Annotated in this window: 29 protein-coding genes and 1 pseudogene; 12 read left to right on the top strand and 18 right to left on the bottom strand. The window is 73.5% G+C overall.

Translation table 11 applies throughout. The features are described from left to right. Positions 1-79: 79 nt before the first annotated feature. From DVK44_RS00885 to DVK44_RS00875, 3 genes are all read right to left on the bottom strand, one after another. Positions 80-1,285 (bottom strand): MFS transporter, encoded by a 1,206-nt coding sequence (locus DVK44_RS00885; protein WP_114657740.1) that lies wholly within the window; start codon positions 1,283-1,285, stop codon positions 80-82. Positions 1,286-1,417: 132 nt separating this feature from the next. Continuing rightward, positions 1,418-2,155: a hypothetical protein gene (locus DVK44_RS00880; protein ID WP_114657738.1), complete on the bottom strand. Its 738-nt coding sequence runs from the start codon at positions 2,153-2,155 to the stop codon at positions 1,418-1,420. A 4-nt stretch (positions 2,156-2,159) separates the two neighbouring features. Further along, positions 2,160-2,813, bottom strand: coding sequence for an RNA polymerase sigma factor (locus DVK44_RS00875; RefSeq protein WP_162793617.1), 654 nt, complete (start codon positions 2,811-2,813; stop codon positions 2,160-2,162). A 302-nt stretch (positions 2,814-3,115) separates the two neighbouring features. On the opposite strand from DVK44_RS00875, the gene DVK44_RS00870 reads away from it, so the two are divergent. Next, a complete protein-coding gene (locus DVK44_RS00870) occupies positions 3,116-3,922 on the top strand; it encodes an SAM-dependent methyltransferase (RefSeq protein ID WP_114657736.1) in 807 nt (268 codons plus the stop codon). 37 nt (positions 3,923-3,959) lie between these two features. On the opposite strand, the gene DVK44_RS00865 is transcribed toward DVK44_RS00870, so the two are convergent. The 6 genes from DVK44_RS00865 to DVK44_RS00840 form a co-directional block, all read right to left on the bottom strand. After that, positions 3,960-4,877 carry an ion transporter gene (locus tag DVK44_RS00865; RefSeq protein ID WP_114657734.1) on the bottom strand — a complete coding sequence of 306 codons (918 nt, stop codon included), beginning with the start codon at positions 4,875-4,877 and terminating at the stop codon, positions 3,960-3,962. Between the two features lie 159 nt (positions 4,878-5,036). Then, positions 5,037-6,068: a hemolysin family protein gene (locus tag DVK44_RS00860; protein ID WP_114657732.1), complete on the bottom strand. Its 1,032-nt coding sequence runs from the start codon at positions 6,066-6,068 to the stop codon at positions 5,037-5,039. Then, complete coding sequence (locus DVK44_RS00855) at positions 6,065-7,399, bottom strand: hemolysin family protein (protein WP_114657730.1); 1,335 nt, start codon at positions 7,397-7,399, stop codon at positions 6,065-6,067. Before DVK44_RS00855 ends, DVK44_RS00860 begins: the two co-directional genes overlap by 4 nt. A gap of 250 nt (positions 7,400-7,649) precedes the next feature. Then, positions 7,650-9,065 (bottom strand): LCP family protein, encoded by a 1,416-nt coding sequence (locus DVK44_RS00850; RefSeq protein ID WP_456243353.1) that lies wholly within the window; start codon positions 9,063-9,065, stop codon positions 7,650-7,652. A gap of 97 nt (positions 9,066-9,162) precedes the next feature. Then, positions 9,163-10,092, bottom strand: a complete 930-nt coding sequence (locus tag DVK44_RS00845) for a M56 family metallopeptidase (protein ID WP_114657728.1) — start codon at positions 10,090-10,092, stop codon at positions 9,163-9,165. 2 nt (positions 10,093-10,094) lie between these two features. Continuing rightward, positions 10,095-10,508 (bottom strand): BlaI/MecI/CopY family transcriptional regulator, encoded by a 414-nt coding sequence (locus tag DVK44_RS00840; protein ID WP_228446937.1) that lies wholly within the window; start codon positions 10,506-10,508, stop codon positions 10,095-10,097. Positions 10,509-10,726: 218 nt separating this feature from the next. Between DVK44_RS00840 and DVK44_RS00835 the strand changes: the two genes are divergently transcribed. The 3 genes from DVK44_RS00835 to DVK44_RS00825 all read left to right on the top strand — a co-directional run bounded on the left by DVK44_RS00835 (position 10,727) and on the right by DVK44_RS00825 (position 12,494). After that, positions 10,727-11,302, top strand: coding sequence for a TerD family protein (locus DVK44_RS00835; RefSeq protein ID WP_114657724.1), 576 nt, complete (start codon positions 10,727-10,729; stop codon positions 11,300-11,302). Positions 11,303-11,330: 28 nt separating this feature from the next. After that, the gene (locus tag DVK44_RS00830) at positions 11,331-11,918 is read left to right on the top strand and encodes a TerD family protein (RefSeq protein WP_114657722.1); all 588 of its coding nucleotides are present in this window, start codon (positions 11,331-11,333) and stop codon (positions 11,916-11,918) included. A gap of 120 nt (positions 11,919-12,038) precedes the next feature. Beyond that, positions 12,039-12,494 (top strand): tellurite resistance TerB family protein, encoded by a 456-nt coding sequence (locus DVK44_RS00825; RefSeq protein ID WP_114657720.1) that lies wholly within the window; start codon positions 12,039-12,041, stop codon positions 12,492-12,494. 88 nt (positions 12,495-12,582) lie between these two features. Here DVK44_RS00825 and DVK44_RS00820 read toward each other — a convergent pair whose 3' ends face one another. The 3 genes from DVK44_RS00820 to DVK44_RS00810 form a co-directional block, all read right to left on the bottom strand. Then, on the bottom strand, positions 12,583-13,506 hold the full coding sequence (locus DVK44_RS00820; protein ID WP_114657718.1) for a DMT family transporter: 924 nt from the start codon (positions 13,504-13,506) through the stop codon (positions 12,583-12,585). Between the two features lie 183 nt (positions 13,507-13,689). Beyond that, positions 13,690-14,559 carry a YhjD/YihY/BrkB family envelope integrity protein gene (locus tag DVK44_RS00815; RefSeq protein WP_114657716.1) on the bottom strand — a complete coding sequence of 290 codons (870 nt, stop codon included), beginning with the start codon at positions 14,557-14,559 and terminating at the stop codon, positions 13,690-13,692. 100 nt (positions 14,560-14,659) lie between these two features. Further along, a complete protein-coding gene (locus DVK44_RS00810; protein ID WP_114657714.1) occupies positions 14,660-15,016 on the bottom strand; it encodes a PRC-barrel domain-containing protein in 357 nt (118 codons plus the stop codon). A gap of 134 nt (positions 15,017-15,150) precedes the next feature. Here DVK44_RS00810 and DVK44_RS00805 point away from each other — a divergent pair, with 134 nt between their 5' ends. Next, entirely contained in the window at positions 15,151-15,639 is a 489-nt protein-coding gene (locus tag DVK44_RS00805) for a GNAT family N-acetyltransferase (RefSeq protein ID WP_114657712.1), read from the top strand. A gap of 73 nt (positions 15,640-15,712) precedes the next feature. On the opposite strand, the gene DVK44_RS00800 is transcribed toward DVK44_RS00805, so the two are convergent. From DVK44_RS00800 to DVK44_RS00790, 3 genes are read right to left on the bottom strand one after another with little or no spacing between them, the layout of a single operon-like run. Then, on the bottom strand, positions 15,713-16,450 hold the full coding sequence (locus tag DVK44_RS00800; protein ID WP_228446936.1) for a phosphatase PAP2 family protein: 738 nt from the start codon (positions 16,448-16,450) through the stop codon (positions 15,713-15,715). Beyond that, the gene (locus tag DVK44_RS00795) at positions 16,447-17,088 is read right to left on the bottom strand and encodes a phosphatase PAP2 family protein (RefSeq protein ID WP_114664803.1); all 642 of its coding nucleotides are present in this window, start codon (positions 17,086-17,088) and stop codon (positions 16,447-16,449) included. The genes DVK44_RS00800 and DVK44_RS00795 overlap by 4 nt, the downstream gene beginning before the upstream one ends. An 8-nt stretch (positions 17,089-17,096) precedes the next feature. Continuing rightward, complete coding sequence (locus DVK44_RS00790; RefSeq protein ID WP_114657710.1) at positions 17,097-17,777, bottom strand: DedA family protein; 681 nt, start codon at positions 17,775-17,777, stop codon at positions 17,097-17,099. A gap of 123 nt (positions 17,778-17,900) precedes the next feature. On the opposite strand from DVK44_RS00790, the gene DVK44_RS00785 reads away from it, so the two are divergent. Both DVK44_RS00785 and DVK44_RS00780 read left to right on the top strand, forming a co-directional pair. After that, complete coding sequence (locus tag DVK44_RS00785) at positions 17,901-18,275, top strand: BlaI/MecI/CopY family transcriptional regulator (RefSeq protein ID WP_114657708.1); 375 nt, start codon at positions 17,901-17,903, stop codon at positions 18,273-18,275. Further along, positions 18,272-19,237: a M48 family metalloprotease gene (locus DVK44_RS00780; RefSeq protein WP_228446935.1), complete on the top strand. Its 966-nt coding sequence runs from the start codon at positions 18,272-18,274 to the stop codon at positions 19,235-19,237. Before DVK44_RS00785 ends, DVK44_RS00780 begins: the two co-directional genes overlap by 4 nt. A gap of 140 nt (positions 19,238-19,377) precedes the next feature. On the opposite strand, the pseudogene DVK44_RS00775 reads toward DVK44_RS00780, so the two are convergent. Then, positions 19,378-19,782: pseudogene (locus DVK44_RS00775) on the bottom strand (hypothetical protein); the annotation flags it as partial. 426 nt (positions 19,783-20,208) lie between these two features. Here DVK44_RS00775 and DVK44_RS00770 point away from each other — a divergent pair. Together DVK44_RS00770 and DVK44_RS00765 are read left to right on the top strand one after the other, a co-directional pair. After that, the gene (locus tag DVK44_RS00770; RefSeq protein WP_114657706.1) at positions 20,209-21,111 is read left to right on the top strand and encodes an SRPBCC family protein; all 903 of its coding nucleotides are present in this window, start codon (positions 20,209-20,211) and stop codon (positions 21,109-21,111) included. Between the two features lie 169 nt (positions 21,112-21,280). After that, positions 21,281-22,420: an acyltransferase family protein gene (locus tag DVK44_RS00765; protein ID WP_114657704.1), complete on the top strand. Its 1,140-nt coding sequence runs from the start codon at positions 21,281-21,283 to the stop codon at positions 22,418-22,420. 61 nt (positions 22,421-22,481) lie between these two features. Here the strand turns inward: DVK44_RS00765 and DVK44_RS00760 are convergent, their stop codons facing one another. Then, the gene (locus DVK44_RS00760; protein WP_114657702.1) at positions 22,482-22,937 is read right to left on the bottom strand and encodes a tellurite resistance TerB family protein; all 456 of its coding nucleotides are present in this window, start codon (positions 22,935-22,937) and stop codon (positions 22,482-22,484) included. A 146-nt stretch (positions 22,938-23,083) separates the two neighbouring features. Continuing rightward, positions 23,084-23,941 (bottom strand): UbiA family prenyltransferase, encoded by an 858-nt coding sequence (locus tag DVK44_RS00755; RefSeq protein WP_114657700.1) that lies wholly within the window; start codon positions 23,939-23,941, stop codon positions 23,084-23,086. A 110-nt stretch (positions 23,942-24,051) separates the two neighbouring features. Between DVK44_RS00755 and DVK44_RS00750 the strand changes: the two genes are divergently transcribed. The 3 genes from DVK44_RS00750 to DVK44_RS00740 are packed head-to-tail and all read left to right on the top strand — an operon-like array spanning position 24,052 to position 26,765. Beyond that, complete coding sequence (locus DVK44_RS00750) at positions 24,052-25,125, top strand: type III polyketide synthase (RefSeq protein WP_114657698.1); 1,074 nt, start codon at positions 24,052-24,054, stop codon at positions 25,123-25,125. A gap of 51 nt (positions 25,126-25,176) precedes the next feature. Next, positions 25,177-25,743 carry an isoprenylcysteine carboxyl methyltransferase family protein gene (locus DVK44_RS00745; RefSeq protein ID WP_114657696.1) on the top strand — a complete coding sequence of 189 codons (567 nt, stop codon included), beginning with the start codon at positions 25,177-25,179 and terminating at the stop codon, positions 25,741-25,743. After that, positions 25,740-26,765: an NAD(P)/FAD-dependent oxidoreductase gene (locus DVK44_RS00740; protein WP_114657694.1), complete on the top strand. Its 1,026-nt coding sequence runs from the start codon at positions 25,740-25,742 to the stop codon at positions 26,763-26,765. Before DVK44_RS00745 ends, DVK44_RS00740 begins: the two co-directional genes overlap by 4 nt. The last annotated feature ends 20 nt before the right edge of the window (positions 26,766-26,785 follow it).

Raw genomic sequence — 26,785 nt, 5'->3', positions numbered from 1 at the left:
ACGGCGCGCGGGCCCGGGCGCGTCGTTACGCGTACGTACTACGTACGTACGCGCCAAGCAGATGCGCGGTCCGGCCCGGTCAGTCCTCTGCCGCCGGCCGGCGCAGCAGATAAAGCCCGATGGCCGCGACCAGGACGGTCACCACGGCCGTGAAGACCAGCCCCGCCCCGCGCAGCCCCAGCCACAGCGTCAGCGCGCCCACGCCGACGACCGGCACGGAGATGCCCAGATACGCGATCACGAAGAACGCCGACACCGTGCCGCCCCGGCGCTCGGGCGGCGCGGCCCCGCTGACCGCCGTCAGCCCGGCCCGGAAGGCGAGCCCCTGGCCGAGCCCGCCGCACAGCGCCCCCGCCACCAGCAGCGCCATCGATTCGACGAGCAGCGAGGCGCCCACCAGCACCAGCCCGGCCACCAGCACCAGACACCCGGCCGGCAGCCCCGCCCGTACCCCCACCCGCCCCATCAGCGCCTGCCCGGCGGTCGAGGCCAGGAAGACGGAGAACACGAGCGCGCCCGAGACCGCCAGATTCCGCACCCCGAGCGTCTGCGCGACGAAGGACGGCGCCACCGCCGTGAAGAGCCCCAGCAGCGCGAACCCGCCGAACGCCGCGAGCGCCGACGGTACGAACACCCCGCGCACCTCGGGCGGCACCGTCAGCCCCGGCGCCCGGAGCCGGGGCCGGCGCACCCGCTGCGCGACCGTCTCCGGCAGCGACCAGGTCAGTACGGCCGCGCCCGCCACCAACGCCAGATGGGCCAGGAACGGCAGCCGCAGCGGCCAGGGCGCGTACTGCGCGAGCAGCCCGGCCAGCAGTGGCCCGCACCCCAGACCGCCCATGTTCGCCGCCGTCGCGGCCAGCCCCGCGCGCGCCCGCCGGCCGGGCGGCGCCAGCTCCAGTACGGTGACGGTCGCGGCGCCGCTCAGCAGTCCGGCGGCGAAGCCGGAGAGCAGCCGGCCCGCGAAGAGCGCGGGCAGCCCGCCCTCGAAGAGGAAGCACAGGGCGCTCGCCGCCGACAGCCCCAGCGCGCACAGCAGCACCGGCCGCCGGCCCACCTCGTCGGAGACGTTCCCGGCCAGCAGCAGGGTCGCGATCACCCCGAGGGCGTAGACGGCGAACACCACCGTCACCATCAGCTCCGAGAAGCCGAGCTGCTCCCGGTAGAGCCCGTACAGCGGGGTGGGCAGGGTCGTCCCGGCCATGCCGACGGCGAAGACGGCGGCGGCCGCCGGATATCCCGGCCGCCACCGGCCGGCGCGGTCGTGCTCCGTCTCGTCCCGCATCGGGCAGCCGGCCCCCTCGGTCCTGGGCGGAACGTTCCGCCACGCCTCTCCCCATCAACGCGTACCCCGCGCCGCCGCACCAGCCGGGACCGGCGTAAGGGGCACGGGCCGGGCGGGCGGATCCGGGCCCGCTCAGCGGCCGGACAGCTCGGCCGCCAGCCCCGCGCCGGGCTGCGGAACCTCGCCGAAGTCCTCGTCGTCGCCGTCCACGCGCAGCCGGTTGATCACGGCCTCCAGCGGGGCGGGCAGACTCGGGTGCCGCCCCCGGTGGCACTGGCCGAGCAGCTCGTGCCGGACGGCCTCGGGCAGCAGCGCCGAGAGCGTCGGCGCCGCCGCGCCGGGTCCGGGTGGTCCGGGCGGTACGGGACGGCCCGGCAGTCGGCGGGACTGCGCGCGCCAGTAGGCGGCGTCCTTGAACTCGGCCCTGCGGCGATGGGTGAGGAAGAGACAGAACGCGGCCGTCCGGTTGCCCCCGCCGGCGGCGAACTGCCACCAGAACTGCGCCGCCTCGTGGTGCCCGGTCAGCTGGAGCAGCGCCGCGAAGACGACGGCGCCCTCCGGGTCGATACGGTCGTGGTCGACCAGCCGGGTCAGCGCGCCGGCCGCCTCGGGGGCGTTCAGGACGAGGGCGACGGCGAGGCTGAGATCGTGGGCGGCCTGCTCATGGGCCGAGGGAAAGCGGTGGGGCACCGCCGTACCGTCCGCCGTGTCCGTCCCGTCGGTACGGTCCGTACGGTCCCCGCGGTGTGCGGCCCGGCGGGCGCGGGCGGCTTCGGTGTCGCGCTCGTCGTAGGTGTCGCGCAGGACCTCCGCGTCGTCCAGCAGCAGATCGATGGGGGCACCGGGGGTGGGGTCGTCGGTGCGGCGCACGGTGTTACTCCTCCGTCTCGTTCCCGGTCTCCGGTAAGTCCAGCTCTCTGGCCAGCCGCCGGCGCGCGTGCCGTACCTGGGAGCGTACGGTGGCGAGTTCGACGCCCAGATACTCGGCGACGGTCTCGTCCGGCACCCGCAGGACATGGCGCAGCACGATCGCGTCGTACTGCCGCTCGGGGAGCCGGGAGATCGCCGCGTACAGCCCGATCTCGCCCTGGAGCACGGTGAACCGGTCGCGCGCACCGGCCCGCAGGAGCTTGCGGATCGCGGCCCGGAAGGCGGCGGTGCCGACCAGCGCCGGTTCGCGTCCGCGCTCCTCCAGCCACTGGGCCACCTCCTCCTTGAGGACGGCCCAGGCGTACTGGGCGACCGATTCCCGGGTCAGGACATGGGGCCAGTGTTCCAGCAGCCGGGCGCAGGTGGCGTCCACCACGCTCTCGGCGTCGGCCCGGCCGCCGACCTGGGTGTGCGCGTAGCGCAGCCAGAGGGTGTGGTGGTGCGCGTCGAAGGCGTCGAAGGTCAACGCCAGGCGGCGCGCGGGGAGTTGGCCGGGCCGGCCGGGACAGCCGGCCGGCGCGTCGCCGGGAGGGACATCGCCGGGGGCCGCCGCGGGGGCGGAGCCCCGGGCCGCCGTGACGCTCGGATCAACCTGCACGGAGGCCCCGTTCCCTGGGCGCCGCGCCGCTCCACGGCGGAGAGCGCCGGCGCGAGAGGTGCTGTCCTCTCACCTGTCAGCCAACCCGATACGCGCCCTCGATACGCACGGCACGCCCGGGGTACCTTGCCGATAGTGATGATACGACTACTGAGTCGAGGGTGAGGTGTGTTGCTCCCCTCTCTTCCACCTCACTCCCCATGGGGCCTGCCTGTAAAGGGGATTGACGCCTCGCACGATTGTCCGGACAGCGCCGTGGGCAGTTACCCGGGGGCGGCCGGGGCGGAGAACGGGGGCGGACCATGGATGACGGCGCGGTGGATCTGGAGCTGGACCGGGCACACTCCGCGCGGATGTACGACTACTACCTGGGCGGGACGACCAACTTCCCCGCCGACCGGGAGGCCGGGGACCGTACCGTCGCCGCCTTCCCTCACGCGCCGACCGCCGCCCGGATCAACCGCCGCTTCATGCACCGCTCCGTCCGCCGTCTCGCCGCGGCCGGGCTGACCCAGTTCCTCGACATCGGGACCGGCATCCCCACCTCGCCGAACCTCCACGAGATCGCCCAGCGGGAGGTACCGCACGCCCGCGTGGTCTACTCCGACAACGACCCGATCGTGCTGGCCCACGCCCGCGCGCTGCTCCGCAGCGGCCCCGAGGGACGCACCGCGTATGTGCACGGCGATATCACCGCACCCGAGGCGCTGCTCGCGGCGGACCAGGTCCGGGCCACGCTCGACTTCACCCGCCCCATCGCCCTCAGCCTCAACGCGCTGCTGCACTTCGTACCGGACGACGATGCCGCCCACGCCGTCGTCGGACACCTCAAGGACGCGCTGCCGTCGGGCTCCACGCTCGCGATCGCGCACGGCACGGCCGAGTTCGACCCCGAGGGCATGGCGCGTGTCGTCGCCACGTACCGCGCCGCGGGGACGGTGGTGCGACCGCGCGAGCGCGCGGAGATCGAGCGCTTCTTCACCGGCTGGGAGCTGCTCGCCCCCGGAGTCGTCTGCTCCCACCGGTGGCGCCCCGACCGCGGCGACGGCAGCGAGCACCTGACGGCCGCGGAGGCGTCCAGCTACGCGGGCGTGGCCCGCAAACCCTGACCGGACCGGCCGCCACCCCTCACCGGTGGGCCGCCCCTCACCGGTCGGGCGCGCCCACCGCCCGCCGCTCGTCCGGCGCGCCGGTGCGCGGACGCGGGCGCGCGGCGGCCAGGGCGGCCTCGACCTCGTCCAGCGCGCGGCGGGCCGTCTCGATCCGCGCCAGCAGCAGCGCCGAGGGGTCCGCGGCGCCGGGCCCGGTCAGCGCGATGTCCCTCGCCCGGTCGTCCTCCAGCTCACGCGCCTCCTCCAGGGAGGTGATGACCACCCCGACCAGCAGATTGACCAGCACGAACGATCCCAGCAGCACGAACGACGCGAAGTAGACGATGCTCCAGCGGGATATCTCCAGCCCGCCGCGGACCGCGTCCCCGAGCCCGTCCAGCGTCATCAGCAGAAAGAGCGTCAGCACCGCGCGGCCCAGCGAGCCGTAGTGCTCCGGGTCCTCGCGGCCGAAGAACACCCAGCCCACCATCGCGTACACATACAGCAGCAGCGCCCCCACCAGGACGAAACTCACCGTCCCCGGCAGGCTCTTGCCGACCGCGACGATCACGATGCGCAGCTGCGGCAGGAAGCGGGCCGCCCGCAGCACCCGGGCGAGCCGCAACAGCCGCAGCATGGTGGTGTTCTCGCGCGCGAACGGCGTCAGGGCCAGTACGACGACCACCAGGTCGAAGACGTTCCACGGATCGCGGAAGAACTCCCGGGGCCGGTCCGCGCAGGCGGCGGCGCGCAGCAGGATCTCCGCGGTGAACGCGGCCAGGAACAGATGCTCGGCGGTCTTCAGCTCATCGCGCCACTGGCCGACCGCACCGGTGTACGTCTCGACCCCCAGCAGCCCGGCGTTGCCGACGATCAGGCAGAACACCGCGATGTTGAAACCGTCGGACTCCACGACGCGCCGGCTGCGCCCGGCCAAGGCCGATGAGCGTAATGGACTCGTCCCGTTGGGCATGTGCTGAACCTGTTTTTCTCGCGGACCTGCGTGTACTCGTGAAGATTACGTGTACATCACGACAAGGAGGAGCGGAATGAGCGGCCGGTGCCCGGGGCGGGGCACCGGCCGCCGGCCGGCGAATACGTCCGTACCCGCCGGCGGGTTGCTTCCGTACCGCTATGTCCTGGCCGACGCGTCGGCGGCGGGGCCCACCAGCTCCTCCAGGACGTCCTCCATGGTGACGAACCCGATGACCGTCCCCCGGTCGCCGGTGACGGCGGCCAGATGCGTACCGGCGGCGCGCATCGCCGTCATCGTGTCGTCGAGCGGGGTGTCGATCTCCACCCGGATGACCGTGTGGAGCGCGCCGCGCGGGAAGGGCCGCGTCCGGTCGGTGGCGCCGAGCGCGTCCTTGATGTGCAGATAGCCCAGGATCGTGTCGTCGGGGCCGGTGACCGGCAGCCGCGAGAAACCGGACGACACCGCCGCCCGCTCCAGCTGCTCCGGGGTGGTCGTATGGCCGACCGTGACCGTCCGGGCGAGCGGCACCATCACCTCGCCCGCCGGGCGGGTGCCCAGCTCCAGGGCGTCCCGCAGCCGCTCCCCGTCCGCCGGGTCCAGCAGCCCCGCCTCGCTGGAGTCCGCGACCAGCCGGACCAGTTCGTCATCGGTGAACACCGAGGCGACCTCGTCCTTGGGCTCGACCTTCAGCAGCCGCAGGATCGCGTTGGCGAACGCGTTGATCCCGAAGATCACCGGACGCAGCGCCCGGGTCAGCGCGACCAGCGCGGGCGCCAGCGCCAGCGCCGTGGGCGCGGGCGCGGCCAGCGCGATGTTCTTCGGCACCATCTCGCCGATGAGCATGTGCAGATACGTCGCCAGGGTCAGCGCGATGACGAACGCGATCGGGTGAATCAGCGCCTCGGGCACCCCGATCGCCTCGAACGGCGGCTCCAGCAGATGCGCGATCGCCGGCTCGGCGACGGCACCCAGCACCAGCGAGGAGATGGTGATACCGAGCTGCGCCGTGGCCATGGCCGCCGACAGATGGCGCAGCCCCCACAGGGTGCTCTTCGCGCGCCGGCTGCCCTTGGCCGCCAGCGGCTCGATCTGGCTGCGCCGTACCGAGATCAGGGCGAACTCGGCGCCGACGAAGAACGCGTTGGTGAACAGGGTGAGCACGCCGATGGCGAGCTGAAGACCGGTCATCGGGCGTCCTCGGTGAGCTGGGCGGCCGGGGCGGGCGCGGTGATACCGACCCGGTCGGCCCGGTGGTGGTCGATCCGCAGGACGGCGAACCGCCAGCCCTCGATCTCCAGGGAGTCGTCCCGCACGGGCAGCCGCTCCAGCCGGGTCGCGAGCAGCCCCGCGAGCGTCTCGTACGGACCCTCCGGCGCTTCGAAGCCGATCTCCTCCAGCTGGTCGAGCCGGAGCGAGCCGTCGGCCTCCCAGACACGGCGGCCGTCCGCGGCGGGCTCGCCCGGGGCCAGCCCGGGGATCTCGTCCGGGTCGTGCTCGTCGCGGACCTCGCCGACGACCTCCTCGACGATGTCCTCCATCGTCGCGACCCCGGCCGTGCCGCCGTACTCGTCGATGACCACGGCCATCGTCCGCGCGTCCCGCAGCCGCCGCAGCAGCCGGTCCACCGGCAGCGAGTCGGGCACGAGCAGCGGGCTCGTGATCAGCTCCGTGACGGGGGTGAGGGCCCGCCGGGACTCGTCCAGGGCCAGTACGTCACGGATGTGGACCGTGCCGATGACCTCGTCCAGGCTGTCCCGGTAGACCGGGAAGCGGGACAGGCCCGTGGCCAGCGTCAGCACGGCCGCGTCGGCGGCCGTGGCATGGGCCTCCAGGGCCCGTACGTCCACCCGCGGGGTCATCACGTTCTCCGCGGTCAGCTCGGCCAGGTGCAGGGTCCGGACGAACAGCTCGGCGGAGTCCGCCTCGATGGCGCCCTCCCGCGCGGAGTGCCGCGCCAGCGCGACCAGCTCCTCGGGGGTACGGGCGGAGGCCAGCTCCTCGGCGGGCTCCAGCCCGAAGCGCCGGAGCAGCCGGTTCGCCGTGTTGTTCAGATGGCGGATCAGCGGGCCGAACGCGGCGGTGAAGGCGCGCTGGGGCCCGGCCACGACCTTGGCGACCGCGAGCGGGCTGGAGATCGCCCAGTTCTTGGGGACCAGCTCGCCGACCACCATCAGCACCACGGTGGAGAGCGCGACACCGAGCAGGGTGGCGAGCGGGGAGACCGCGCCGTCCGGCAGTCCGGTGGCCGTCAGCGGGCCGCGCAGCAGGACGGCGAAGGACGGCTCGGCGAGCATGCCGATGACCAGCGAGGTCACCGTGATGCCCAGCTGCGCGCCGGAGAGCTGGAAGGTCAGCCGCTTGGCCGCCTCCAGCGCGCCGGCCGCGCCCCGCTCACCGGCCGCCGCGGCCCGCTCCAGCGCGCCGCGCTCGACGGTGGTGAGGGCGAACTCGGCCGCGACGAACACCGCGCAGGCGAGGGTGAGCGCGAGGGCGACGAGCAGCAGCAGCACTTCGGTCACCGTGCCACCTCCGGCCCATGACTCGACGGGACGGGGACGGCACGGCTCGTACTGGGAGGCTCACCCATTGCGGGAGCAGCTCCTTCTCGTTCGGGGGATTCCTGGGTCGGATGTTCAGGACGGGGCGGGTGCCCCGTCCATCAATAGTAAAGGAATCGCAAAGCAGTGCAATGGGGTGACGGAAACCGGCCCCCGGGAGGCCGGTCGCGGCGTGCCTCCAGGCAGGTACGCGCCCCCCGGAGGCGCGGCCTCAGCGGACCCCTTCGTAGTCCGGGCCGACGGTCAGCGTCACCACGCCCGGTGTCGCCGTCGCGTCCGGCCGCGAGGTGCTGTCCGGCAGCCGGGTGGCCAGCACCTCGGCGGGCTCCTCCTGGCCCTGCGGATAGCCGACCGTGGTCCGCTGGGTGTTCTCCGGCGCGTTGCCGACCTCCGTGACGGTGAACCCGGCCGTCTTCAGCTCGTCCGCGACCTTCGCCGCCCGCCCCGAGACCCCGGTCCCGTTCAGCACCCGCACCCGTACGGTGTGCGCGTACACCGGATTCTCGGCGTCGGCCTCCAGCGCCTCCTTGTCGACTTCCCTGTCCTGCGCCAGCGCGGCGAACAGCTCGGACGCCTGCGGGTACTGCCAGACGATGTTCGCCTTGTCGGTCGGCACATCGGCCTCGCGCGGATAGTTCGGCACGGTCAGGAACGTCAGCCGGTCGCCCGGCACGCTCTTGATCTCGTTCGCGAGGGCCGTCAGCGGCTTGATCCCGGCGATCTCGCTGTCCGTGGTCAGCGACTTCGTCGCGGAGTCCAGAAAGCCGTACAGCGCACTCGGGCTGGTCAGCTTCTGCTGCGCCTTGGCGGCCAGCGCCTCCATGAACTCCTGCTGGCGGCCGATGCGTCCCAGGTCCGAGCCGTCGCCGAGGCTGTAGCGCGTCCGTACGTACCCGAGCGCCTTCTCGTCCTTGACCGTCTGGCAGCCGGCCTCCAGATCGAGATGGGCCTTGGTGTCGTGGATCGCCTGCTCCGGACAGACCTCGATGCCGTCCAGCGCGTTCACCATGCCCTTGAAGCCCTGGAAGTCGACCGACATGAAGTGGTCGATCCGCAGCCCGGTGTTCCGCTCGACCGTCCGGATCGTGCAGGCGGCGGCGCCGGAGACCTCGCCGCCCGTACCGCCGATGGCGAACGCCTCGTTGATCTTGAAGTGGTGCGGGTCGGACGTGGTGCCGTTCCCCCGGTCGCAGGACGGGATGTTGACCCACGAGTCGCGGGGGAGCGAGACGACCGTGGCCCATTTCCGGTCGGCGGCCAGATGCAGCACCATCAGCGTGTCCGACTGCATGGTGGTCAGGCCCTTGCCGTACTTGCCGTTGTCGCCGTCGCGCGAGTCGGAGCCGACGACGAGGATGTTCTTGGAGCCCGGACTCGAATTGACCGGCCGGTCGCCGCCGATCTTGCCGTCGACGTCCGCCGCGTGGATATTGCCGTCGAGGCTCTGGTAGACCCACGCGGCGGCCCCCGACACCCCGATCAGTACGACGGCCAGCGCGCCGCCCGTCCAGATGGCTATTCGGCCGCGCCGGGTCAGCCGCGCCCCGCCCGCCCGGGCCGCCCGGCGGTCCGCGCGGTGACTCGTACCGGACGCGAGGCCGCGCCGTCCCCTGGATTCCCTGCCCACGCTGTTCCTCCGTGACCTGCATCGCCTGGATGCGATCCGTGCACTCTACTGCTTCTACAGACCTGTAGAAGTCGCGCCGGAGCGCGGGCCGGGAAGCCTAGAGCGGCGTCGCCGCTTCGAGGACCAGGAACAGCGCGGCGGCGGAGTTCAGCGCGGACATGGTCGACGCGGCCGTACCGGCCGCCGCCACATAGGCGGCGATCCCCGCCCGGGTGAGCGCGGGCGGCCAGTTCCTGCGCGGCGGTACGGGACCGAGCAGCGCGGCCACCCGGCGCGGCACCGGCCCCGCCGAGGCGAAGGCGGCCATCCCCGGCGGCGGCGCCGGGCGCGCGAAGAGCGCGGCCTTGCCCACCGCGCGCGCCGTCGTCCGCCGGTCACCGGTGGCCTGCGCCGCCGCCTCGTCGGCCCAGCGCTCGGTGGAGTAGGCCACCGCGGCCCGCAGCGGCAGCAGAAACGGGTTCGCGCACCCGGCCAGCCGCGCGGCGAGCAGCAGCAGATGGTGACGGCCGGTCAGATGGGCCCGTTCATGGGCGAGCAGGGCCTCGCGCTCACCCGCGTTCAGACACGACAGCATCCCCGCCGAGACCACGATCCGGCCGGGCGACCCGGGCAGCGCGTACGCGTACGGCAGTCCGTCGTCCAGCACGGCCACCTCGTCCGGCGGCAGCCCGGCCAGCGCGCGATGGGCGCGGGAGCGGAAGCGGACATGCCGCCGTACGGTGTGCGCGCACGCCAGGACGACCGCGACCAGCGCCACGATCGCCGTCTTGCCCGCCACCTCGTCGTACGGCACGGCGTCCCGTACCTCCGGGTCGGACCAGCTGTCCGGCAGCGGGTTGCCGGGCAGCTGCGCGGTGCCCACCACCATCAGTAAGCCGAGACAGAACGTGCTGCACGCGGCCAGCACCGCGCTGACGAACGTCAGCAGCAGGGCGGCGCCGCGCGGATGGAGATGCTGCTCCGCCAGCCGGGCGATCGGCAGCGCGGTGAGCGGGAGGACCAGCGGCAGGAAGACGAAGACGCCCATGGTCAACTCTCCGCGTCGGTGGCCGGACCGGCGTCCTTGAGCAGCGCGCGGAGCACCTGCTCGTCGTGCGGCGACAGCGCGGACACGAAGCTGGACAGCACCGCGTCGCGGTCGTCCCGCTCGTCGAGCAGCCGGCGCATCCGCAGCGCCGTCAGACCCGCCTCGTCCGCCACCGGGGTCCACAGGAAGGAACGGCCCGAACGGCTGCGGGTCACGGCCTGCTTGTCGAGCAGCCGGGTCAGGATCGTGATCACCGTGGTGTACGCCAGCTTCCCGTCGAGCCGCTCCTGCACCCAGGTCGCGGCCACGGGCGCGGTCGCCGACCCCAGGATCGCCAGCACCTGGGACTCCAGCTGGCCCTGGCCGCGTCTGCGGGCAGGGGACGTCCGGTCCCGGTCTTCTCTGTTCCCGACCACGAAAGTGGCCTCCTCCCACACTGCCGCCCCAGCCGCCCTGGCGCCGGGGCATCCTAACCAGGCGCGGGCGCGGCGCATTTCGGGCGATGCCGTGGCCGCTTCGCACCTTCACGACAGCCAATTTCTACAGTGTTGTAGATTTGAGCCGATGTCGTCAGGCATCCCGCGCACGCCGGGCGTCCGGCGTGTCCGGCTCGGGACGGACGGAAGGAAACAACATGGGTGTGAGCCTCGCCAAGGGCGGCAATGTCTCGCTGAGCAAGGAGGCCCCCGGCCTGACCGCCGTTCTGGTCGCGCTCGGCTGGGACGTCCGGACCACCACCGGGGCGGACCACGACCTGGACGCCAGCGCCCTGCTGTGCGACGGCTCCGGCAAGGTCGTCTCGGACCAGCACTTCGTCTTCTACAACAACCTCCGCAGCCCGGACGGTTCGGTGGAGCACACCGGCGACAACCTGACGGGTGAGGGCGAGGGCGACGACGAGACCGTCAAGGTCGACCTCTCCGCCGTCCCCGCGGACATCGCCAAGATCGTCTTCCCGGTCTCGATCCACGACGCCGAGTCCCGCGGCCAGAGCTTCGGCCAGGTCCGCAACGCGTACATCCGCGTCGTCAACCAGGCCGGCGGCGCCGAACTCGCGCGCTACGACCTCAGCGAGGACGCCTCCACCGAGACCGCGATGGTCTTCGGCGAGCTGTACCGCAACGGCGCCGAGTGGAAGTTCCGCGCCATCGGCCAGGGTTACGCGTCCGGACTCGCGGGGATCGCGTCCGACTACGGTGTGAACGTCTGAGACCCGTCACCACCTTCAGGAGCGAACGATGAGCGTCAATCTCGCCAAGGGCCAGCGGATCAGCCTGACCAAGACCGGCGGGGGTGAACTCACCGTCGTCCGGATGGGACTGGGCTGGAAGCAGGCCGTACGCAAGGGGTTCTTCGCCCGGCTGACCGCGCCGGCGGAGATCGATCTGGATGCCTCGGCGCTGCTCTTCGCCGGCAAGGAGGCCGTGGACGTGGTCTTCTTCCAGCATCTGACCAGCGACGACGGTTCCGTGCAGCACACCGGGGACAACCGGGTCGGCGGCGCGGGCGAGGGCGGTGACGACGAGTCGATCGTGGTGGACCTCACCCGGGTGCCCGTCCATGTCGACCAGATCGTCTTCACCGTGAACTCGTTCACCGGCCAGACCTTCGAGGACATCGAGAACGCGTTCTGCCGGCTGGTCGACGAGACCACCGGCGAGGAGCTGGCCCGCCACACCCTCACCGGCGGCGGCGCGTACACCGCCCAGATCATGGCCAAGGTGTTCCGCGGCGAGGGCGGCGGCTGGCAGATGGCGGCCATCGGCGTACCGGCCGAGGGACGTACCTTCCAGGACCTGATGCCCGCGGTCACCCCGCACCTCTGACCCCGGACGTCTGATTCCGGACTTCTGTCCCGGACTTCGCCGTCCCGGATTTTCTGTCCCGGTTTTCCCGACCTGCCGGCCGGTTCCGGCCGGTGCCCCACCAGATTCAGGAGACTTCACGTGGCCCTGTGGGACCGCATCAAGGATTCGGCTACGTCGATGCAGACGCAGCTCAACGCGAAGAAGAACGACCTCAAGAGCGGTGCGTTCCGGGACGCGAGCATGGCCATGTGCGCGCTCGTCGCCGCCGCCGACGGGTCCATCGACGCGTCGGAGCGGCAGCGCGTCGCCGCGCTGATCATGACGAACGACGTGCTCCAGAACTTCCCCGCGGAGGATCTTCAGACGCGGTTCAACGACTACTGCCAGAAGCTGACGGCCGACTTCGACTTCGGCAAGGTCGCCATTCTCCAGACCATCGGCAAGGTCGCCAAGAAGCCCACCGAGGCGCGCGCGGTCATCCAGATCGGCATCGTCATCGGCGGCGCCGACGGCGACTTCGACGCGGACGAGCGCGCGGTCGTCCGTGAGGCGTGCTTCGCGGTCGGGATCGCGCCGACCGAGTTCGACCTCTGACCGGCGGAAATCCTGTGGAGGGGCTGTCTGGCCACCGGCCGGGCGGCCCTTTTCGTTGGGCCAGGGGCTAGGGGCCAGGGGGCAGCGGTCAGCGGTCGGCGGCGCGCCGGCCCCAGGAGGTGCCGGCCAGGACGAGCGCCGCACCGAACAGCCCGGCCACGCCCAGCCGTTCACCGCCGATCGCGATTCCGGCCGCCGCCGCCCACAGCGGTTCCGTACCCAGCAGCAGACTGACCCGGGACGGCGAGGTGCGGCGGACCGCCCACATCTGGACGGCGAACGCGGCCAGGGTGCAGAACACCGACAGGAAGAGCAGCGCCGCCCACTCCCGGACCCCGAACCCGGCGGCCACGGTCCAGGGCGCCGGTCCGCCGCCCGGCAGCGCGGCCAGTACCGCGAACACCGCGACGGCGCCGCCGAGTTGCACGGTCGTCAGCGACAGCGAGTCCGCGCCCCGCACGGCCCGGCTCCGGGACATCAGCAGTACGTGCGCGGTACGGGCCAGCGCGGCCAGCAGCATCAGCAGATCGCCCACCGAGGGCGCGGTGAATCCGCCGCTCTGGGTCAGCAGCACCACCCCGGCCACCGACAGCCCGGCCGCCGCGACGAATGACGCGGGCGGTCTGACCCGGGTGACGGCGGCCTCCGCGAGCGGGGTGAAGATCATGGTCAGGCTGATGATCAGCCCGGCATTGGTCGCGGAGGTGTGCACGACACCGTACGTCTCCAGCAGGAAGATCCCGCTCAGCACCAGCCCGAGCAGCCCGGCGCCCCGCCACTGCGCCGCGCTCAGCGCCCGCAGCCCGCGCCACCCGGCGACCACCAGCACGGGCAGCACCACCGCGAAGCGCAGCACGAGCACGGCGAGCACCGTGGAGCCCGTGGTGATGCCCTTCGCGGTCAGATAGCTGGCGCCCCAGGCCACCGCGACCAGCAGGACCGGCAGATCGGTGAGCCAGGCCCGGCGCGGCGCGGGCAGGGGTACGGAGGGCGGGGCGGCGAGCGACGACATCGGGGACGGTCTCCAGCGGGCGCGAGGGGCACGGGCGGCGGAGACGGCGACGGCTCGCGCGGGGAGCGATCACCGTACCCGCGGACGCCCCGTCCGGGAAGCGGATATGCGTCCCGCCCGGGAAGCGGATATGCGCCCCGTCCGGGAATGCGGATGTACGGGCCGACGCCGGTGGACCGTCGCTCAGTGGTCCCCGGCCCCGCCGTCCGGGCCGGTGCCGGTCTCCTCGGCGAGTTGGTGGCGCAGCCGCAGCCGGGTGCGCCACTCGTGGCACTGACGGCCCACCAGCGCCCCGCCGTACACCACGAACCCCACCCCGACCAGCCAGGACTGGAGGACCAGCACCGTGCCGAACGGGCCGTAGGTGACGGCGTTCGACGCGATCAGCGGGGAGAACACGACCCGCGAGAACACCCGCAGCCCGAGCAGCCCCAGCGCGATCGCGACCGCGCCCGGCAGCAGCGCGCCCCAGCGGACCCGGCCCCCCAGCAGCAGCCGCTGGGACCACCAGAAGAAGAGGAACGTCAGGATCAGATCGCCCACCGTGCCGAGCACCACCACGATCGTGGAGTGCGAGGTCACCGGTGTGTTCACGAAGATCACCAGAAAGGCGACCAGGACCGCCAGCCACAGCACATGCCGCCACATGGTGTGCCAGCGGGCCGTCGGCAGCTCCCACACCCGCTCGTACCCGGTCTGCACCGCGCCCCCGAACGTCAGCCCGAACGCGGCCAGCGCGGCGAGACCGAACGCCGTGGTCCGCTGCAACGCCGTACCCGGTCTGCCGAACAGCTGCTGGATCTCCTGCTGCGACGAGCCGGAGACACCGAGCCCCTGCCCCAGCCAGCGGGCGAAGCCCTGGCCGCTGGCCGGGTCCGCCGCGGCGACGAGGATCAGCAGCGGCACCAGGGTGAGGAAGCCGAGCGCCGCGAAGCTCATGGCCCGGTGCATCAGCTCCATCCGCCGCCCCCGGGTCCAGAGAAGGGCGGCGGACGGGACCACGGCCTGGTGGATCCGGCGCCGTACACCGGAACGCCTTCGGGTCAGGGTCATACGGACGGCCCCGGAGCGGGCGCGATCACGGGCGCGGGCGGCGACGGGCGGCGGATTGGCGGAAGACGGTTTTCGGCCATGCGCGGTACGGCCCCTCCGGTCAGCGTCGCCCCAGCCGCCGTTCACCGTTCGCGCCGGTCGCGTAGGGCAGGCCGTAGTGCGCGAAGACCGCCGGTTCGTCCGTGGCGAGCAGCTCTCCGTCAAGGGCGATCGACGGGGCGTCCTTCACCAGGCTCTTGTCCCAGACGACCTTCAGATAGCCCGGTCCCACGGTGGCGTCGCCCAGCGGTACGAAGATCAGCCGGCGCTGGGTGGGCAGCCCGACGGTCACCGTCGCGAACGAGGGCGAGTCCGTCGCCGTATCGACGTACACGGACTCCAGCGAACCGATCTTCTTCTTCGCGGTGTCGACCACATCGTGGCCCCGCCACTCCCGGATGTCCTCGGCCTCGAACATGCGCTGTCCGCCTCTTCGTCCACTTCGCTGGTATTTGCCCGGACAGTACCCGGCGGGCGGCGCGGTCCCCGGAAGGCGCTCCACGGACGGGAAAACCACTGGCGGCGCCGGGTCCGTACGGTCATTCTGGTCCGATGCTGATCAGAGAAGCCACCCCCGGTGACTGGCCCGCCATCTGGCCCTTCTTCCAACAGATCGTCAACGACGGGGAGACCTTCACCTATCCGTCGGGGCTGAGCGAGAGCGCCGCCCGGGACCTGTGGACGCAGACCGCGCCGGACCGTACGGTCGTCGCGGTCGACGACGCGGGGACGGTGCTGGGCACGGCCAAGATGAACCGGAACCACCAGGGCAACGGCTCGCACATCGCCGGCGCCAGTTACATGGTCGACCCGGCGCGATCGGGACGCGGCGTGGGCCGGGCCCTCTGCGAGTACTCGATCGACTGGGCGCGCACGGCGGGATACCGGGCGATGCAGTTCAACGCGGTCGTGGAGACCAACACGAACGCGCTGAAGCTGTACGAGTCGCTCGGTTTCGAGGTCATCGGAGTCCTTCCCGAGGGCTTCCGCCACCCCACCGAGGGCTATGTCGGCCTGTGCATCCTGCACTTGAAGCTCTGACGGCACAGCGGCAATACGGCACGGCGGCAGCACGGCACGGCGGTAGTAGGGCAACAGTCCGGCCGGCGGCCCCTCACCGGCCGCCCGCCCTCCGTCGCGGTGGCGGCAGCAGCCGTCCCGCCGGGATCAGGACCGCGCCGAGCCCGATCCAGGCCCCGGCGAACAGCCAGCCGCCGAGCACGTCCGTGGCCCAGTGCACCCCGAGATAGATCCGGGTCAGGCCCACCGCCACGGCCCAGCAGGCGATGAGCGCGCAGAGCGCGTACACCGCCGCCGTACGGCCCCGCCGCGCCACGGCCCAGATCAGCAGACCCGCCATCAGCGCCGAGGTCGAGGCGTGGCCGGAGGGGAAGGAGAAGGCGGAGGCGTGCGTCGCCCAGTCGGCCACCGGCGGCCGGGGGCGGGCGAGGGCGCTCATCACCCCGTACCGCAGCGCCTGGCCCGCCAGGAGGAACGCCAGGGCGCCGGCCGCCGCGCCCAGCGCCTGCCGCCGGGTGCCGTGCCGGGCCGCCAGCAGGCCGGCCAGCACGGCGCACGCGTACGGGAAGACGCCGGTGCCCGTGTCCGTGACGGCGCGGGCCACGCCCGCCCAGCGGTCCGGGCGGTGCCGCAACGACCAGTCGAGCGCGTCGCGGTCCAGCGGGAAGGGCGTTCCGTGCCGGCCGGTCACCAGCACGGCCAGCAGTACGAAGGCCCCCGCGCAGAGCACCGTGACGGCGGCCGGCGGGGTCCGCAGGCCGCGCCGGGGCGCGGGTGCGGGCGTACGGGATATCCGGCCGGTCCCGCGCTCCGGGGACGGGAAGCCGCTCACCGCCCGGCCGCCAGCGGTCGCGGCCCGGTTTCCCGCGGCCGGACGGCCAGGGGCGCGGCCCGGCGCGCGGCGGTCATCAGGGCACCCGCGACCAGGGCCCCCACGGCCAGGCCCAGGGCCACATCGTGCGGATAGTGCGCCCCGACCCACACCCGCGACGCGGCCATCAGCAGCGCCGCCGGCAGCGCCAGGGCCGCCAGCCGGCGGTCGGTGAACAGCAGCGTGACGGCCGCGGCGGCCGCGATGACGGCGTGGTTGGAGGGCAGTGACCAGTCGCCGAGCGGCGGACACGCCTCCACGGTGACCGTGTGCAGGGTCCGGCAGGGGCGCTGCTCGCGCATCAGCGACTTGAGCCCCGTGCTGACGGCGAACGCGAGGAGCACCACCAGCGGCGCGGCCAGCGCGAGAAGGGCCGGCGCCCGGACGTCCGGCGGGGCGCCGGGGGCCTCCCGTACGGCCGGACCGGGGTGCCGGGCGCGCCACCACGCCGCCAGCAGCAGCGCCCCGAACAGGCCGAGACCGTACGTCGACCAGAGGGAGACGGCCGTGTCCAGCCAGCCGGGGGAGCGGTGGGCCAGCCCGGTGACCGAGGTGTACAGGCCGTCGTCGAACCAGCGGTCCGTCATGCCGCCCGTCATGCCCGTCATCAGCGGGTGCCTCCTTCGGTGGCCCGGCGCGAGCGCAGCAGCTCCAGCGCCAGGGGGATCAGCGAGACGATCACGACCAGCGCGACGAGGGGCAGCAGATAGCGGTCCACGTTCGGTACGGAGGAGCCCAGCCCGTACCCGGCGAGCACGAGCCCGACCGTCCAGAGCGCGCCGCCGGCGATCTGCCAGAACGTGAAGACCCTGGCCGGCACGTTCAGCGCCCCGGCCAGCGGGTTGAGCACCGTACGGACGACGGGGACGAAGCGGGCGAGCACGACGGCCCTGCCGTGCCCGTACCGTTCGAGAAGCTCCTCCGCGCGGGCCGCGCCCTCCTTGAGCTTGCGCGAGCGCCCGCGCGCCAGCAGCGCCCGGCCGCCGCGCCGCCCGATCCAGAAGCCGGTCTGCGCCCCCAGCAGGGCACCGGCCAGCGAGGCGAGCAGGACCTGCGGGAGCGAGAGATGCACCGCGCCCCGGATGCCCGGGACGCACAGCAGCCCGGCGGTGAAGAGCAGGGAGTCGCCGGGGAGGAAGAAGCCGATCAGCAGGCCCGTCTCGGCGAAGAGGACCACGGCGATGCCCAGGGCGCCGAACGAGGAGAGCAGCGATCCGGCGTCGAGGGGATTCACGGCGAGGTTCACGGCGAGCGGCAGCGTCGGCACGGCGAGCGCGGATACGGCCATATGAGGGCTGCTCCCATAATGGTGGCAGGGGAAATCTGCCTGACGATCTGATGGACTCGATTGACTACAGATCTGTAGACGGTCTACGTCACTGTAGACGACGGAAACGGGAGGGACGTTCCCATGAGGGACGAGAGCGCGGAGCGGCGGCCGGCGGGGGAGCTGGAAGCCGGTGTGCTGGCGGCTCTGTGGGCGGCGGCCGAGCCGCTCACACCCGGCCAGGTCCAGCGCGCGCTCGGCGTGTCGCTCGCCCGCACCACGGTCACCACCATCCTGTCCCGGCTGTACGAGAAGGGCAGCGTGAGCCGGGTCAGGGCCGGCCGGGGCTACGCCTACTCGCCCACCGAGGACGCCCCCGGGCTCACCGCCCGCCGGATGCACTCCGAACTGGCCAAGGACGAGGACCGCGGCGCCGTCCTGGCCCGCTTCGTCTCCCAGCTCAACGACGAGGACGAGGCGCTGCTGCGCTCCCTGCTGGACGGCGGTGAGATCCGGTGACGCTGTTCCTCTGGACGCCGCTGGTCTGGGTGCCGCTCCTGATGCCGTTCCTCGCGGTGCCCGCCGCCCGCCGGGTCGCCGCCGCCCTCGCGCCCCGGCACGCCGCCTGGCTGCTCGCCGCCGTCGCGCTCGCGCTGGCCGCCACCAGCTCCGCCGCGCTCGCGCTGCTCGTCGTGCCGGGCGCCTCGTACCTGCCCTTCGTCGCCGTCCTCGGTGATCTCGCCGAGCCGCTGACGGTGGGGCCGCCCGCCGTCACGGTCGGGCTCGCGCTGGCCGCCGGGGGGCTGCTGCTCTGGCGAACGCCCCTGCTCGTCGCCACCGCGCTGCGCGACCGGGCCGAGCTGCGCCGGGCCAGGGCCGCCACCGGCGGGACGGCGGACGAACTGGCCGTGCTCCGCGACGACCGGCCCGACGCGTACGCGCTGCCCGGCCGCCCCGGCCGGATCGTCGTCACCACCGGCATGCTGCGCGCCCTGGAACCCGCCGAGCGCGAGGCCCTCTTCGCCCACGAACGCGCGCATCTGCGCGGCCGTCACCACCTGCTGCTCGTCGCGGCCGAACTCGCCGCCCTGTGCCACCCCGCCCTGCGCGCCCTGCGCGACCCGCTCGCCTACGCCCTGGAGCGCGCCGCCGACGAGGCCGCCGCGGCGGACGTCGGCGACCGGCGGCTGGCCGCCCGCGCGATCGCCCGCGCCGCGCTGGCCACGAAGGCGCCGCTGCCCGGCAGACCGGCCACGGTCCTCGCGGCGACCGCGGGCCCCGTGCCCCGCCGGGTCGCCGCGCTGCTGGACGGCGGCCAGGCCGGGCGGCCCGTCCTGCCGCGCACCGGCCGGCTCGTCGCGGGCGCGCTGCTGCTCTGTCTCACGGTCTCCGGCAGCGCGGCGCTCCAGGCCGCGAACGAACTCCACACCCACATCGAGATCGCCCAGGGCGACACGGAGGCGGCCCCGGCCCCGCGCTGACGCGGGACTCGTGCCGACGGGGCACGCTTCGACCGGCTGCCCGGGACCCGCTACCCTGCGTCCCCCCACGCCGGATACTCGTACGTGGCGTGCGGGGACGAGGTGGCGAGGGAGCGCTCCCACGGCGGCGGCTCGGGGAGCATGGGCGTGATCAGGACCGGCAGCGCCCGGTTCATGCGCAGCGCGTCCACGGACTCCGCGAGCAGCTCGTACTCCGTGGTGTCGTCCTGGGTGGCGATCCGGACGAGACGGCCGGCCGCCAGATGCTCCGCGATCATGTCCTGGTGGGCCACATCGTCCCGCCAGGCCCGTAACGCGGCCGGTACGTCCGGTACGTTCTCCGCCACCGGCGCCAGCGCCCGGACCGGGATACGGCTGCTCTCGGGGCTGGGGTCGAGCCGCTCCGCGATCCAGGTCGCGCGGTCCCGTAACCACCACAGGGCGAGTGCGAGAGTCGGGGCGCGGTAGGTGCCCAGGGGTACGCCGATGCGCTGTCCGCCGCAGATGCCGTACGCGGTGACATGGCACAGGAATTCGTCATGCACGGCCGCTCTCCTTGCGCCGTTCTGTGGTGCCTGGTGGCCTGGGCCGCAGTGCTTTGCAGTGACGTCGCGCGGTCGCGGGGTGAACGCGCAGGTCCAGCCCGCCATGCGGCGGGGCGCGGCCTCCGAGTGCCCGAACTTCCAACTATGCGGGTAGCGCTGACCAACTGTCACCAGCCGGTTCCAGCCAGTCTCGGCCCCCGGCCGCCGGGCCGGATGGCCGAAACACGAGAGCCCCGCGCCGCACGGGTACGGCGGGACGCGCCGCGCCGGTGGTACGAGTGGATCCCGGGCCCCAGGGTCCCCCGCACATCACCCCGAACACAACACCTCCGCGCACACCGCCCCCAACACACCGCCCCCCAACACACTGCCCCCCCACACACTGCCCCCCACGCACCACTCGCACGCGACCGAGGACGACACACCATGAACAGCACCCCCGGCACGAACGACACCACCGGCCCTTCGCCGGATCCGTACGACGCCACCCTGACCACGGCCGACGGCCGGGCCACGCTGCGGATCGAGCGCGCGCTCGCCCACCCGCCCGAGCGGGTCTGGACCGCGCTCACCGACCCCGCCGCCCTGGGGCGGTGGTTCCCCGCCGAGGTTACCCTCGACCTCGCCCCCGGCGGCCGGATCGTCTTCCGCTTTCCCGGCGCCGAGGACGGCGACCCGAGGACCAAGGGCATCGTCATGGCGGTCGACGAGCCGCGCCTCCTCGCCTTCACCTGGGGCGGCGACGAACTGCGCTGGAGCGTCGCCCCCAAGGGCGGGGGCGCGCTGCTCACCCTCGTCCACACCTTCGGGGATCTCCCCGGCGCCGCCAGTTTCGCCTCGGGCTGGCACCTGTGCGTCGCCGCGCTGGCGCGGTCGCTCGACGGCGAGCCCGTCCCGGCCGGCCGGGACACGGGCGCGCTGCACGAGGCGTACCTCCACCGCTTCGGCCTCGACCGGGGCACCGTCGAGACCCTGGGGGAGACGGGCGAGCGGCGGATCCGCTTCGAGCGGCAGCTCGTCCGGCCGGCCGGGACCGTCTGGGCGGCGCTGTCGGCGGGCATCGAGCCGGTGGCCGGACTGCCCGTCCCGGAGGGCTTCACCGCCGACGGGGTCACGGCCGGCCCGGTCACGGAGGTGCGGGCGCCGCACTCCCTCACGTACCGCGCCGAGCCGGACACCACGGTCGTCTGGGAACTGCGTGACGGTACGGGGCACGGCGCCCGGCTCGTGCTCACCCAGACCGGCCCGGCGGAATCCGTCACGGACGCCCTCTCGATCGCGTGGCGGAACAGGATCGAACGCCTCGCGGCGGAGCTGCTCCGGCTCTGACGGCGGGTGGCCGGATCGGGTGCTGGCCGGATCGGGCGGTGCCGGTCGCCCGGGTGGCGGGGGACGCCGGGCGCTTCGTTAGGGTGCGGGGAATGTGTACTGAGCGGTTTTCCCCCACGAACTTGCTAAGAGGCGCTGTCCCGTTCAAAGGTTCCCTTTGGGCGGCAATATGACGCAGATCACTGATCAACGCACCGTCCGTGCCGAGGCCGGAACCGGAACCGGAACGGAGCCCGGAACCGGAACCGGAACGGAGCCCGGAACCCGAAGCGGAAGCGGAACCGGAACCGGAACCGGCGCTCCGGCCAGGACGCGTGACGCGTTCTTCGACAACGCGAAGTACCTGGCGATCGTGCTGGTCGCCGTCGGACACTCCTGGGAGCCGCTGCGCGACGACAGCCGGGCGGTCTCCGCGCTCTACATCGTCGTCTACAGCTTCCACATGCCGGCGTTCATCGTCATCTCCGGCTACTTCTCGCGGAGTTTCGACCTCCGGCCCGGCCAGGTGCGCCGGCTGATCACCGGAATCGCCGTCCCGTACGTCGTGTTCGAGATCGCCTACAGCCTCTTCCACCGGTGGACCGACGACGATCCGGACATGGAGATCACCCTGCTGGACCCGTGGTACCTGACCTGGTTCCTCGTCGCGCTCTTCATCTGGCGGCTGACGGCGCCCATCTGGCGCCTGGTCCGGTGGCCGTTCCCGCTGGCGGTGGCGATCGCCGTGCTGGCGGTCGTGTCGCCCGACATCGGGGACGATCTCGACCTCCAGCGGGTCCTTCAGTTCCTGCCGTTCTTCGTGCTCGGGCTGCTGCTGCGGCCGGAGCACTTCCGGCTCGTACGGCGCCGGGAGGTGCGGCTGGCGGCCGTGCCGGTCCTCGCCGCCGCCGTCGTGTTCGCCTACTGGGCGGTCACCCGGATGAACATGGCGTGGTTCTTCCACCGGGACAGCGCGCAGGAGCTGGGCGCCCCCTGGTGGGCCGGGGTGCTGATGACACTCGCGCTCCTCTGCTGCTCACTGGTCCTGACCGTCTGCTTCCTGGCCTGGGTGCCCGGCCGCCGGACGTGGTTCACGCCGCTCGGCGCGGGCACGCTCTGCGGCTATCTGCTGCACGGCTTCCTCGCGCAGAGCGCGTCCACCTGGGACTGGTACGGCGCGGGCCCGGTGCGCGAGCCCGCCGGCGCCGTCCTGGTGTCCGTCCTGGCCGCCGCGGCCGTCACGCTGCTCTGCACGCCACCGGTCCGGCGGGTCTTCCGCTTCGCCCTGGAGCCCGAGATGGCCTGGGCGTTCCGCAAGGACCGCGGCTGACCCGACCGGGACGCGGGGCGGCGGCGGTGCGCCACCGCCGTCCCGCGCGGCCCGGAACGGATCAGAGGTCGAACTCGTGCGGCGGCAGGTCCAGCGCGTAGCACGCCTCGCGGACCACGGCCTGCTCGGTCTTGTCGAAGTCGCCGTCGGCGCCGCCGATGACGATGCCGATCTGGATGACCGCCCGCGCCTCCGCGGGCTTCTTCTTGGCCTTGGCGACCTCCTGGAGCAGACCGACCTTGCCGAACGCGAAGTCGGCGGCCAGCTTGTTCAGATAGTCGTCGAAGCGTCGCTGGAGGTCTTCGGCCGGGAAATTCTGGAGCACCTCATTGCCGGCGATCAGCGCGGCGACGCGCTGCCGCTCCGACGGGTCGACCGAGCCGTCCGCCGCGGCGACCAGGGCACACATGGCCATGCTCGCGTCGCGGAAGGCACCGCTCTTGAGGTCGTTCTTCTTCGCCACGAGCTGCGTCTGCATCGTCGCGGCGGATTCCTTGAACCGGTCCCACAGGGCCATTCCGTCATCTCTCCTCAGGTGTCACACAGGACACCACGGTCAACGTCCGAACCCGCCGCCGCGTGCCCGTCCCGGCGGAACGGCCTGATTCAGCCCGGGAAGCGGCCCCGAATCCGGCCCGGTACCTATCCTCGTACCGCGCCCGCTCAGCCGCGTACCGCGCCCTGCGCCAGCAGCAGCGCCACGTCCACGCCCGCCACGACGACCGCCGCGAGGAACGCCGCCCCCGGCCGGTGACGCCCCCTCAGCGCCCCGCCGACGGCCGCCCCCAGCGCCAGCGCCACGGCGGCGGCGCCGAGCGCGTCCGGCCGGCCGAGGGCGAGCAGTACCGTCGCCGCCACCAGCGGGACCGGCAGCAGCAGCCGTACGGTGTCGGGCCCCAGGCGCTGCGGCCAGCCGCGTACCCCGAGGGCCAGGTCGGACGCGATGTCCGGCAGGACGTTCCCCAGATGCGCGCCGACCCCCACCAGCGCGGCGGCGGCGGTCACCCACCACGGCGGCCACGGCCGCCCCGGCAGACCGAGCGTCACGAACGCGGGCAGTGACGCGAACCCGACCGCGTACGGCAGCCAGGACAGGACGGTCCGCTTGAGCCGGAGGTTGTACGCCCAGGCCGCGGCCACGCCCGCCAGATGCACCGCGCCCGCGAGCGGCCCGCACCCGAGGGAGAGCGGGACGCAGAGCGCCAGCGCGGCCAGCGCGGCGGTCCACACCGTCCGTACGCCGACCGCCCCGCCCACCACGGGCTTGGCGGTCCGGCCCGCCGCGGTGTCGCGCGCCGCGTCCACGGCGTCGTTGCTCCAGCCGACGGACAGCTGACCGGTCAGTACGGCGGCGACGGCGAGGGCGGTGCCCGGCCCGCTCCGCCCGGCCGCCACGGCGAGCCCGGCGACCAGCAGCGTCACCGCGGCCGTCGGCCCGGGGTGACACGAGCCCAGCAGGGCCGCGGCCCCGCGCGGCCACAGCGCTGGCACCGGCTGCTCGGAGGCGTCCACGCGGCTCATCGTAGGGCGGCGCCACCGCCGGACGGGGCCGTACAGGCGACTTCGTGTGTGGCGGCGCGTCGCGTGGGCAGGGATGGCACGTCCGTTCGTCCTTCGACCCCGGACCGCAGATGACCCGCATCGCAGCCGTCCATGGAGCCCTGGCTCCCCACCGCCACAGCCAGCACACCATCACGGACATGGTCGCCAGGACCTGTCTGCCGCCGGGCGCCGACCGCCGTGTGCTCGACCGGCTGCACCGCGGGGCGCGGGTGACGACACGTCATACGGCCCTCCCGCTGGACCGGTACGGCGGTCTGGAGGACTTCGGCGAGGTCAACGACGCGTTCATCGCCACCGCCGTACCGCTCGGCGCCGAGGCCGTCGCCGGGGCGCTGGACACGGCGGGGCTCTCTCCGCGCGACATTGACCTGCTGATCTTCACCTCGGTGACGGGCATCGCCGCGCCGTCCGTGGACGCGCGCCTCGTCGGCCGGCTGGGCCTGCGCCCCGATGTACGGCGGGTGCCGGTCTTCGGGCTCGGATGTGTCGCGGGAGCGGCCGGGATCGGGCGGCTCCACGACTATCTGCTGGGGCGCCCCGACGACGTGGCCGTCCTTCTCTCGGTCGAGCTGTGCTCGCTCACCTTCCAGCGCGGCGACTCCTCGACGGCCAATCTCGTCGCCTCCGCCCTCTTCGGGGACGGCGCCGCCGCCGTCGTGGCGTGCGGCTCCCGGCGGCCCGCCACCACCGGCGGCCCCGGGCGTCCGGGCCCCGTCGTCGTCGACACCCGCAGCCGGCTCTACCCGGACACCGAGCGGGCGATGGGCTGGGACATCACCGGCTCCGGCTTCCGGATCGTGCTGGACGCGGGCGTCCCCGACCTCGTCCGCAAGAACCTCGCCGCGGACGTGGACGGCTTCCTCGCCGACCACGGGCTGACCCGCGCCGACATCACCGCCTGGGTCTGCCACCCGGGCGGCCCGAAGGTCCTGGAGGCCGTCGAGGAGGTCCTCGAACTGCCCGACGGTGCCCTCGACTTCACCTGGCGCTCCCTGGCGGCGGTCGGCAATCTGTCGTCGTCGTCCGTCCTGCACGTCCTGCGCGACACCCTGGCCGAACGGCCGCCGCCCGCCGGGAGCGCGGGGCTGCTGCTCGCCATGGGGCCGGGCTTCTGCGCGGAGCTGGTCCTGCTCCGCTGGTAGCGACCTGTGGCGATCTATAGCGACCTCTTGGCGACCTCTGGAGAGTCAGTCATGATCTGGTACACCGCGCTGGTCCTGGCCGTCGGTGCCGAACGCGTCGCCGAACTGGCCGTCGCCCGGCGCAACGCCCGCTGGAGCCTGGCGCGCGGCGCCGTCGAGCACGGCCGCGGGCACTACCCCGCGATGGTGGCCCTGCACACCGTGCTGCTGCTGGGCGCTCTGGCGGAAGTACGGCTGGCCGACCGGCCGTTCACGCCGGCGCTCGGCTGGACGATGCTCGCCGTCGTCGTGGCCGCGCAGGCGCTGCGCTGGTGGTGCGTCCGTACGCTCGGCCCGCGCTGGAACACCAAGGTGCTCGTCGTACCGGGACTGCCGCTGGTCGAGGGCGGCCCGTACCGGCTGCTGCGGCACCCCAACTACGTGGCGGTGGTCGCCGAGGGGGTGGCGCTGCCGCTGGTCCACGGCGCCTGGCTGACCGCGCTGGTGTTCACCCTCCTCAACGCGGTCGTGCTGACCGTCCGCGTACGGTGCGAGAACCGCGCGCTGGGCGCGGCAGGTCCAGGACCGGGCCCCGGCCCGACGGCCGCCGGCGCCGTACCGCCGGGCCTCTCCCCGTGATCGACCTGCTCGTCGTGGGCGGCGGGCCGGCCGGGCTCGCCACCGCCGTGCACGCCGCGCGGGCCGGCCTGGAGACCGTCGTGATCGAGCCACGCGCCACCCCCGTGGACAAGGCGTGCGGCGAGGGCGTGATGCCCAGCGGCGTACGGGCGCTGCGCGCGCTCGGCGTCGGCGTCCCCCTCGGCCGCGAGCTGCGCGGCATCCGCTACGTACAGGGCCCGCACCGCCCGGAGGCACCCTTCGACGGCGGTACGGGGCTCGGTATCCGGCGTACGGAACTGCACGCCGCGCTGGCGCGCCGGGCCGAGGAGTCCGGCGTACGGACGGTCACCGGCCGGGTCGGCGCCGTCGAGCAGGGCGCGGACTCCGTCACGGCGGGCGGGCTGCGGGCGCGCTGGCTGGTGGCGGCGGACGGGCTCCACTCGCCCGTACGGCGCGGGCTCGGCCTGGAGCTGCCGGACCACCGGCCCCGGCGCTACGGCCAGCGGCGGCACTACCGGGTGCCGCCCTGGACCGACTTCGTCGAGGTGCACTGGTCGCCGACGGGCGGGGCGGGGGAGGCGTATGTGACTCCGGTGGCCGACGATCTGGTCGGCGTCGCCGTGCTGAGCACCGTCCGGCGCGGCTACGACGACCATCTCGCCGCCTTCCCGGAGCTGCGCGCCCGGCTGGCCGGCGAGCCCGCCACCGCCGTACGCGGCGCCGGACCCCTGCGCCGGCGGGTGCGCCGCAGAACGGCGGGGCGGGTGCTGCTCGTGGGCGACGCGGCGGGCTATGTCGACGCGCTCACCGGCGAGGGCGTCGCGCTCGCGCTGGCGTCGGCGGAGGCGGCCGTACGGTGCCTGCGCGCGGGCCGGCCGCAGGAGTACGAACGCGCCTGGCGCGCGCTGTCCCGGCGCCACCGGCTGCTGACCGAGGTGCTGGTCAGGCTCGGCGGCCACCGGACGAGCGCCCGCCTGATCGTCCCGGCGGCGGCCCGGCTGCCGACACTCTTCAGCGCGGCCGTACACGCGCTTCAGTGACAGGTGCCAGACGCCGCGGC

Origin of the sequence: Streptomyces paludis, from assembly GCF_003344965.1 — a bacterium.
Classification (GTDB): domain Bacteria; phylum Actinomycetota; class Actinomycetes; order Streptomycetales; family Streptomycetaceae; genus Streptomyces; species Streptomyces paludis.
Note: the sequence above shows the minus strand (reverse complement) of the source record. Positions and strands in the feature narration are given on the sequence as shown.

Bases quoted from the DNA above. Each gene is read 5' to 3' on its own strand.
- DVK44_RS00885 (WP_114657740.1), bottom strand. From the start codon at position 1,285: ATGCGGGACGAGACGGAGCACGACCGCGCCGGCCGGTGGCGGCCGGGA.
- DVK44_RS00870 (WP_114657736.1), top strand. From the start codon at position 3,116: ATGGATGACGGCGCGGTGGATCTGGAGCTGGACCGGGCACACTCCGCG.
- DVK44_RS00865 (WP_114657734.1), bottom strand. From the start codon at position 4,877: ATGCCCAACGGGACGAGTCCATTACGCTCATCGGCCTTGGCCGGGCGC.
- DVK44_RS00860 (WP_114657732.1), bottom strand. From the start codon at position 6,068: ATGACCGGTCTTCAGCTCGCCATCGGCGTGCTCACCCTGTTCACCAAC.
- DVK44_RS00845 (WP_114657728.1), bottom strand. From the start codon at position 10,092: ATGGGCGTCTTCGTCTTCCTGCCGCTGGTCCTCCCGCTCACCGCGCTG.
- DVK44_RS00835 (WP_114657724.1), top strand. From the start codon at position 10,727: ATGGGTGTGAGCCTCGCCAAGGGCGGCAATGTCTCGCTGAGCAAGGAG.
- DVK44_RS00830 (WP_114657722.1), top strand. From the start codon at position 11,331: ATGAGCGTCAATCTCGCCAAGGGCCAGCGGATCAGCCTGACCAAGACC.
- DVK44_RS00820 (WP_114657718.1), bottom strand. From the start codon at position 13,506: ATGTCGTCGCTCGCCGCCCCGCCCTCCGTACCCCTGCCCGCGCCGCGC.
- DVK44_RS00815 (WP_114657716.1), bottom strand. From the start codon at position 14,559: ATGACCCTGACCCGAAGGCGTTCCGGTGTACGGCGCCGGATCCACCAG.
- DVK44_RS00810 (WP_114657714.1), bottom strand. From the start codon at position 15,016: ATGTTCGAGGCCGAGGACATCCGGGAGTGGCGGGGCCACGATGTGGTC.
- DVK44_RS00805 (WP_114657712.1), top strand. From the start codon at position 15,151: ATGCTGATCAGAGAAGCCACCCCCGGTGACTGGCCCGCCATCTGGCCC.
- DVK44_RS00795 (WP_114664803.1), bottom strand. From the start codon at position 17,088: ATGACGGGCGGCATGACGGACCGCTGGTTCGACGACGGCCTGTACACC.
- DVK44_RS00790 (WP_114657710.1), bottom strand. From the start codon at position 17,777: ATGGCCGTATCCGCGCTCGCCGTGCCGACGCTGCCGCTCGCCGTGAAC.
- DVK44_RS00785 (WP_114657708.1), top strand. From the start codon at position 17,901: ATGAGGGACGAGAGCGCGGAGCGGCGGCCGGCGGGGGAGCTGGAAGCC.
- DVK44_RS00770 (WP_114657706.1), top strand. From the start codon at position 20,209: ATGAACAGCACCCCCGGCACGAACGACACCACCGGCCCTTCGCCGGAT.
- DVK44_RS00765 (WP_114657704.1), top strand. From the start codon at position 21,281: ATGACGCAGATCACTGATCAACGCACCGTCCGTGCCGAGGCCGGAACC.
- DVK44_RS00760 (WP_114657702.1), bottom strand. From the start codon at position 22,937: ATGGCCCTGTGGGACCGGTTCAAGGAATCCGCCGCGACGATGCAGACG.
- DVK44_RS00755 (WP_114657700.1), bottom strand. From the start codon at position 23,941: ATGAGCCGCGTGGACGCCTCCGAGCAGCCGGTGCCAGCGCTGTGGCCG.
- DVK44_RS00750 (WP_114657698.1), top strand. From the start codon at position 24,052: ATGACCCGCATCGCAGCCGTCCATGGAGCCCTGGCTCCCCACCGCCAC.
- DVK44_RS00745 (WP_114657696.1), top strand. From the start codon at position 25,177: ATGATCTGGTACACCGCGCTGGTCCTGGCCGTCGGTGCCGAACGCGTC.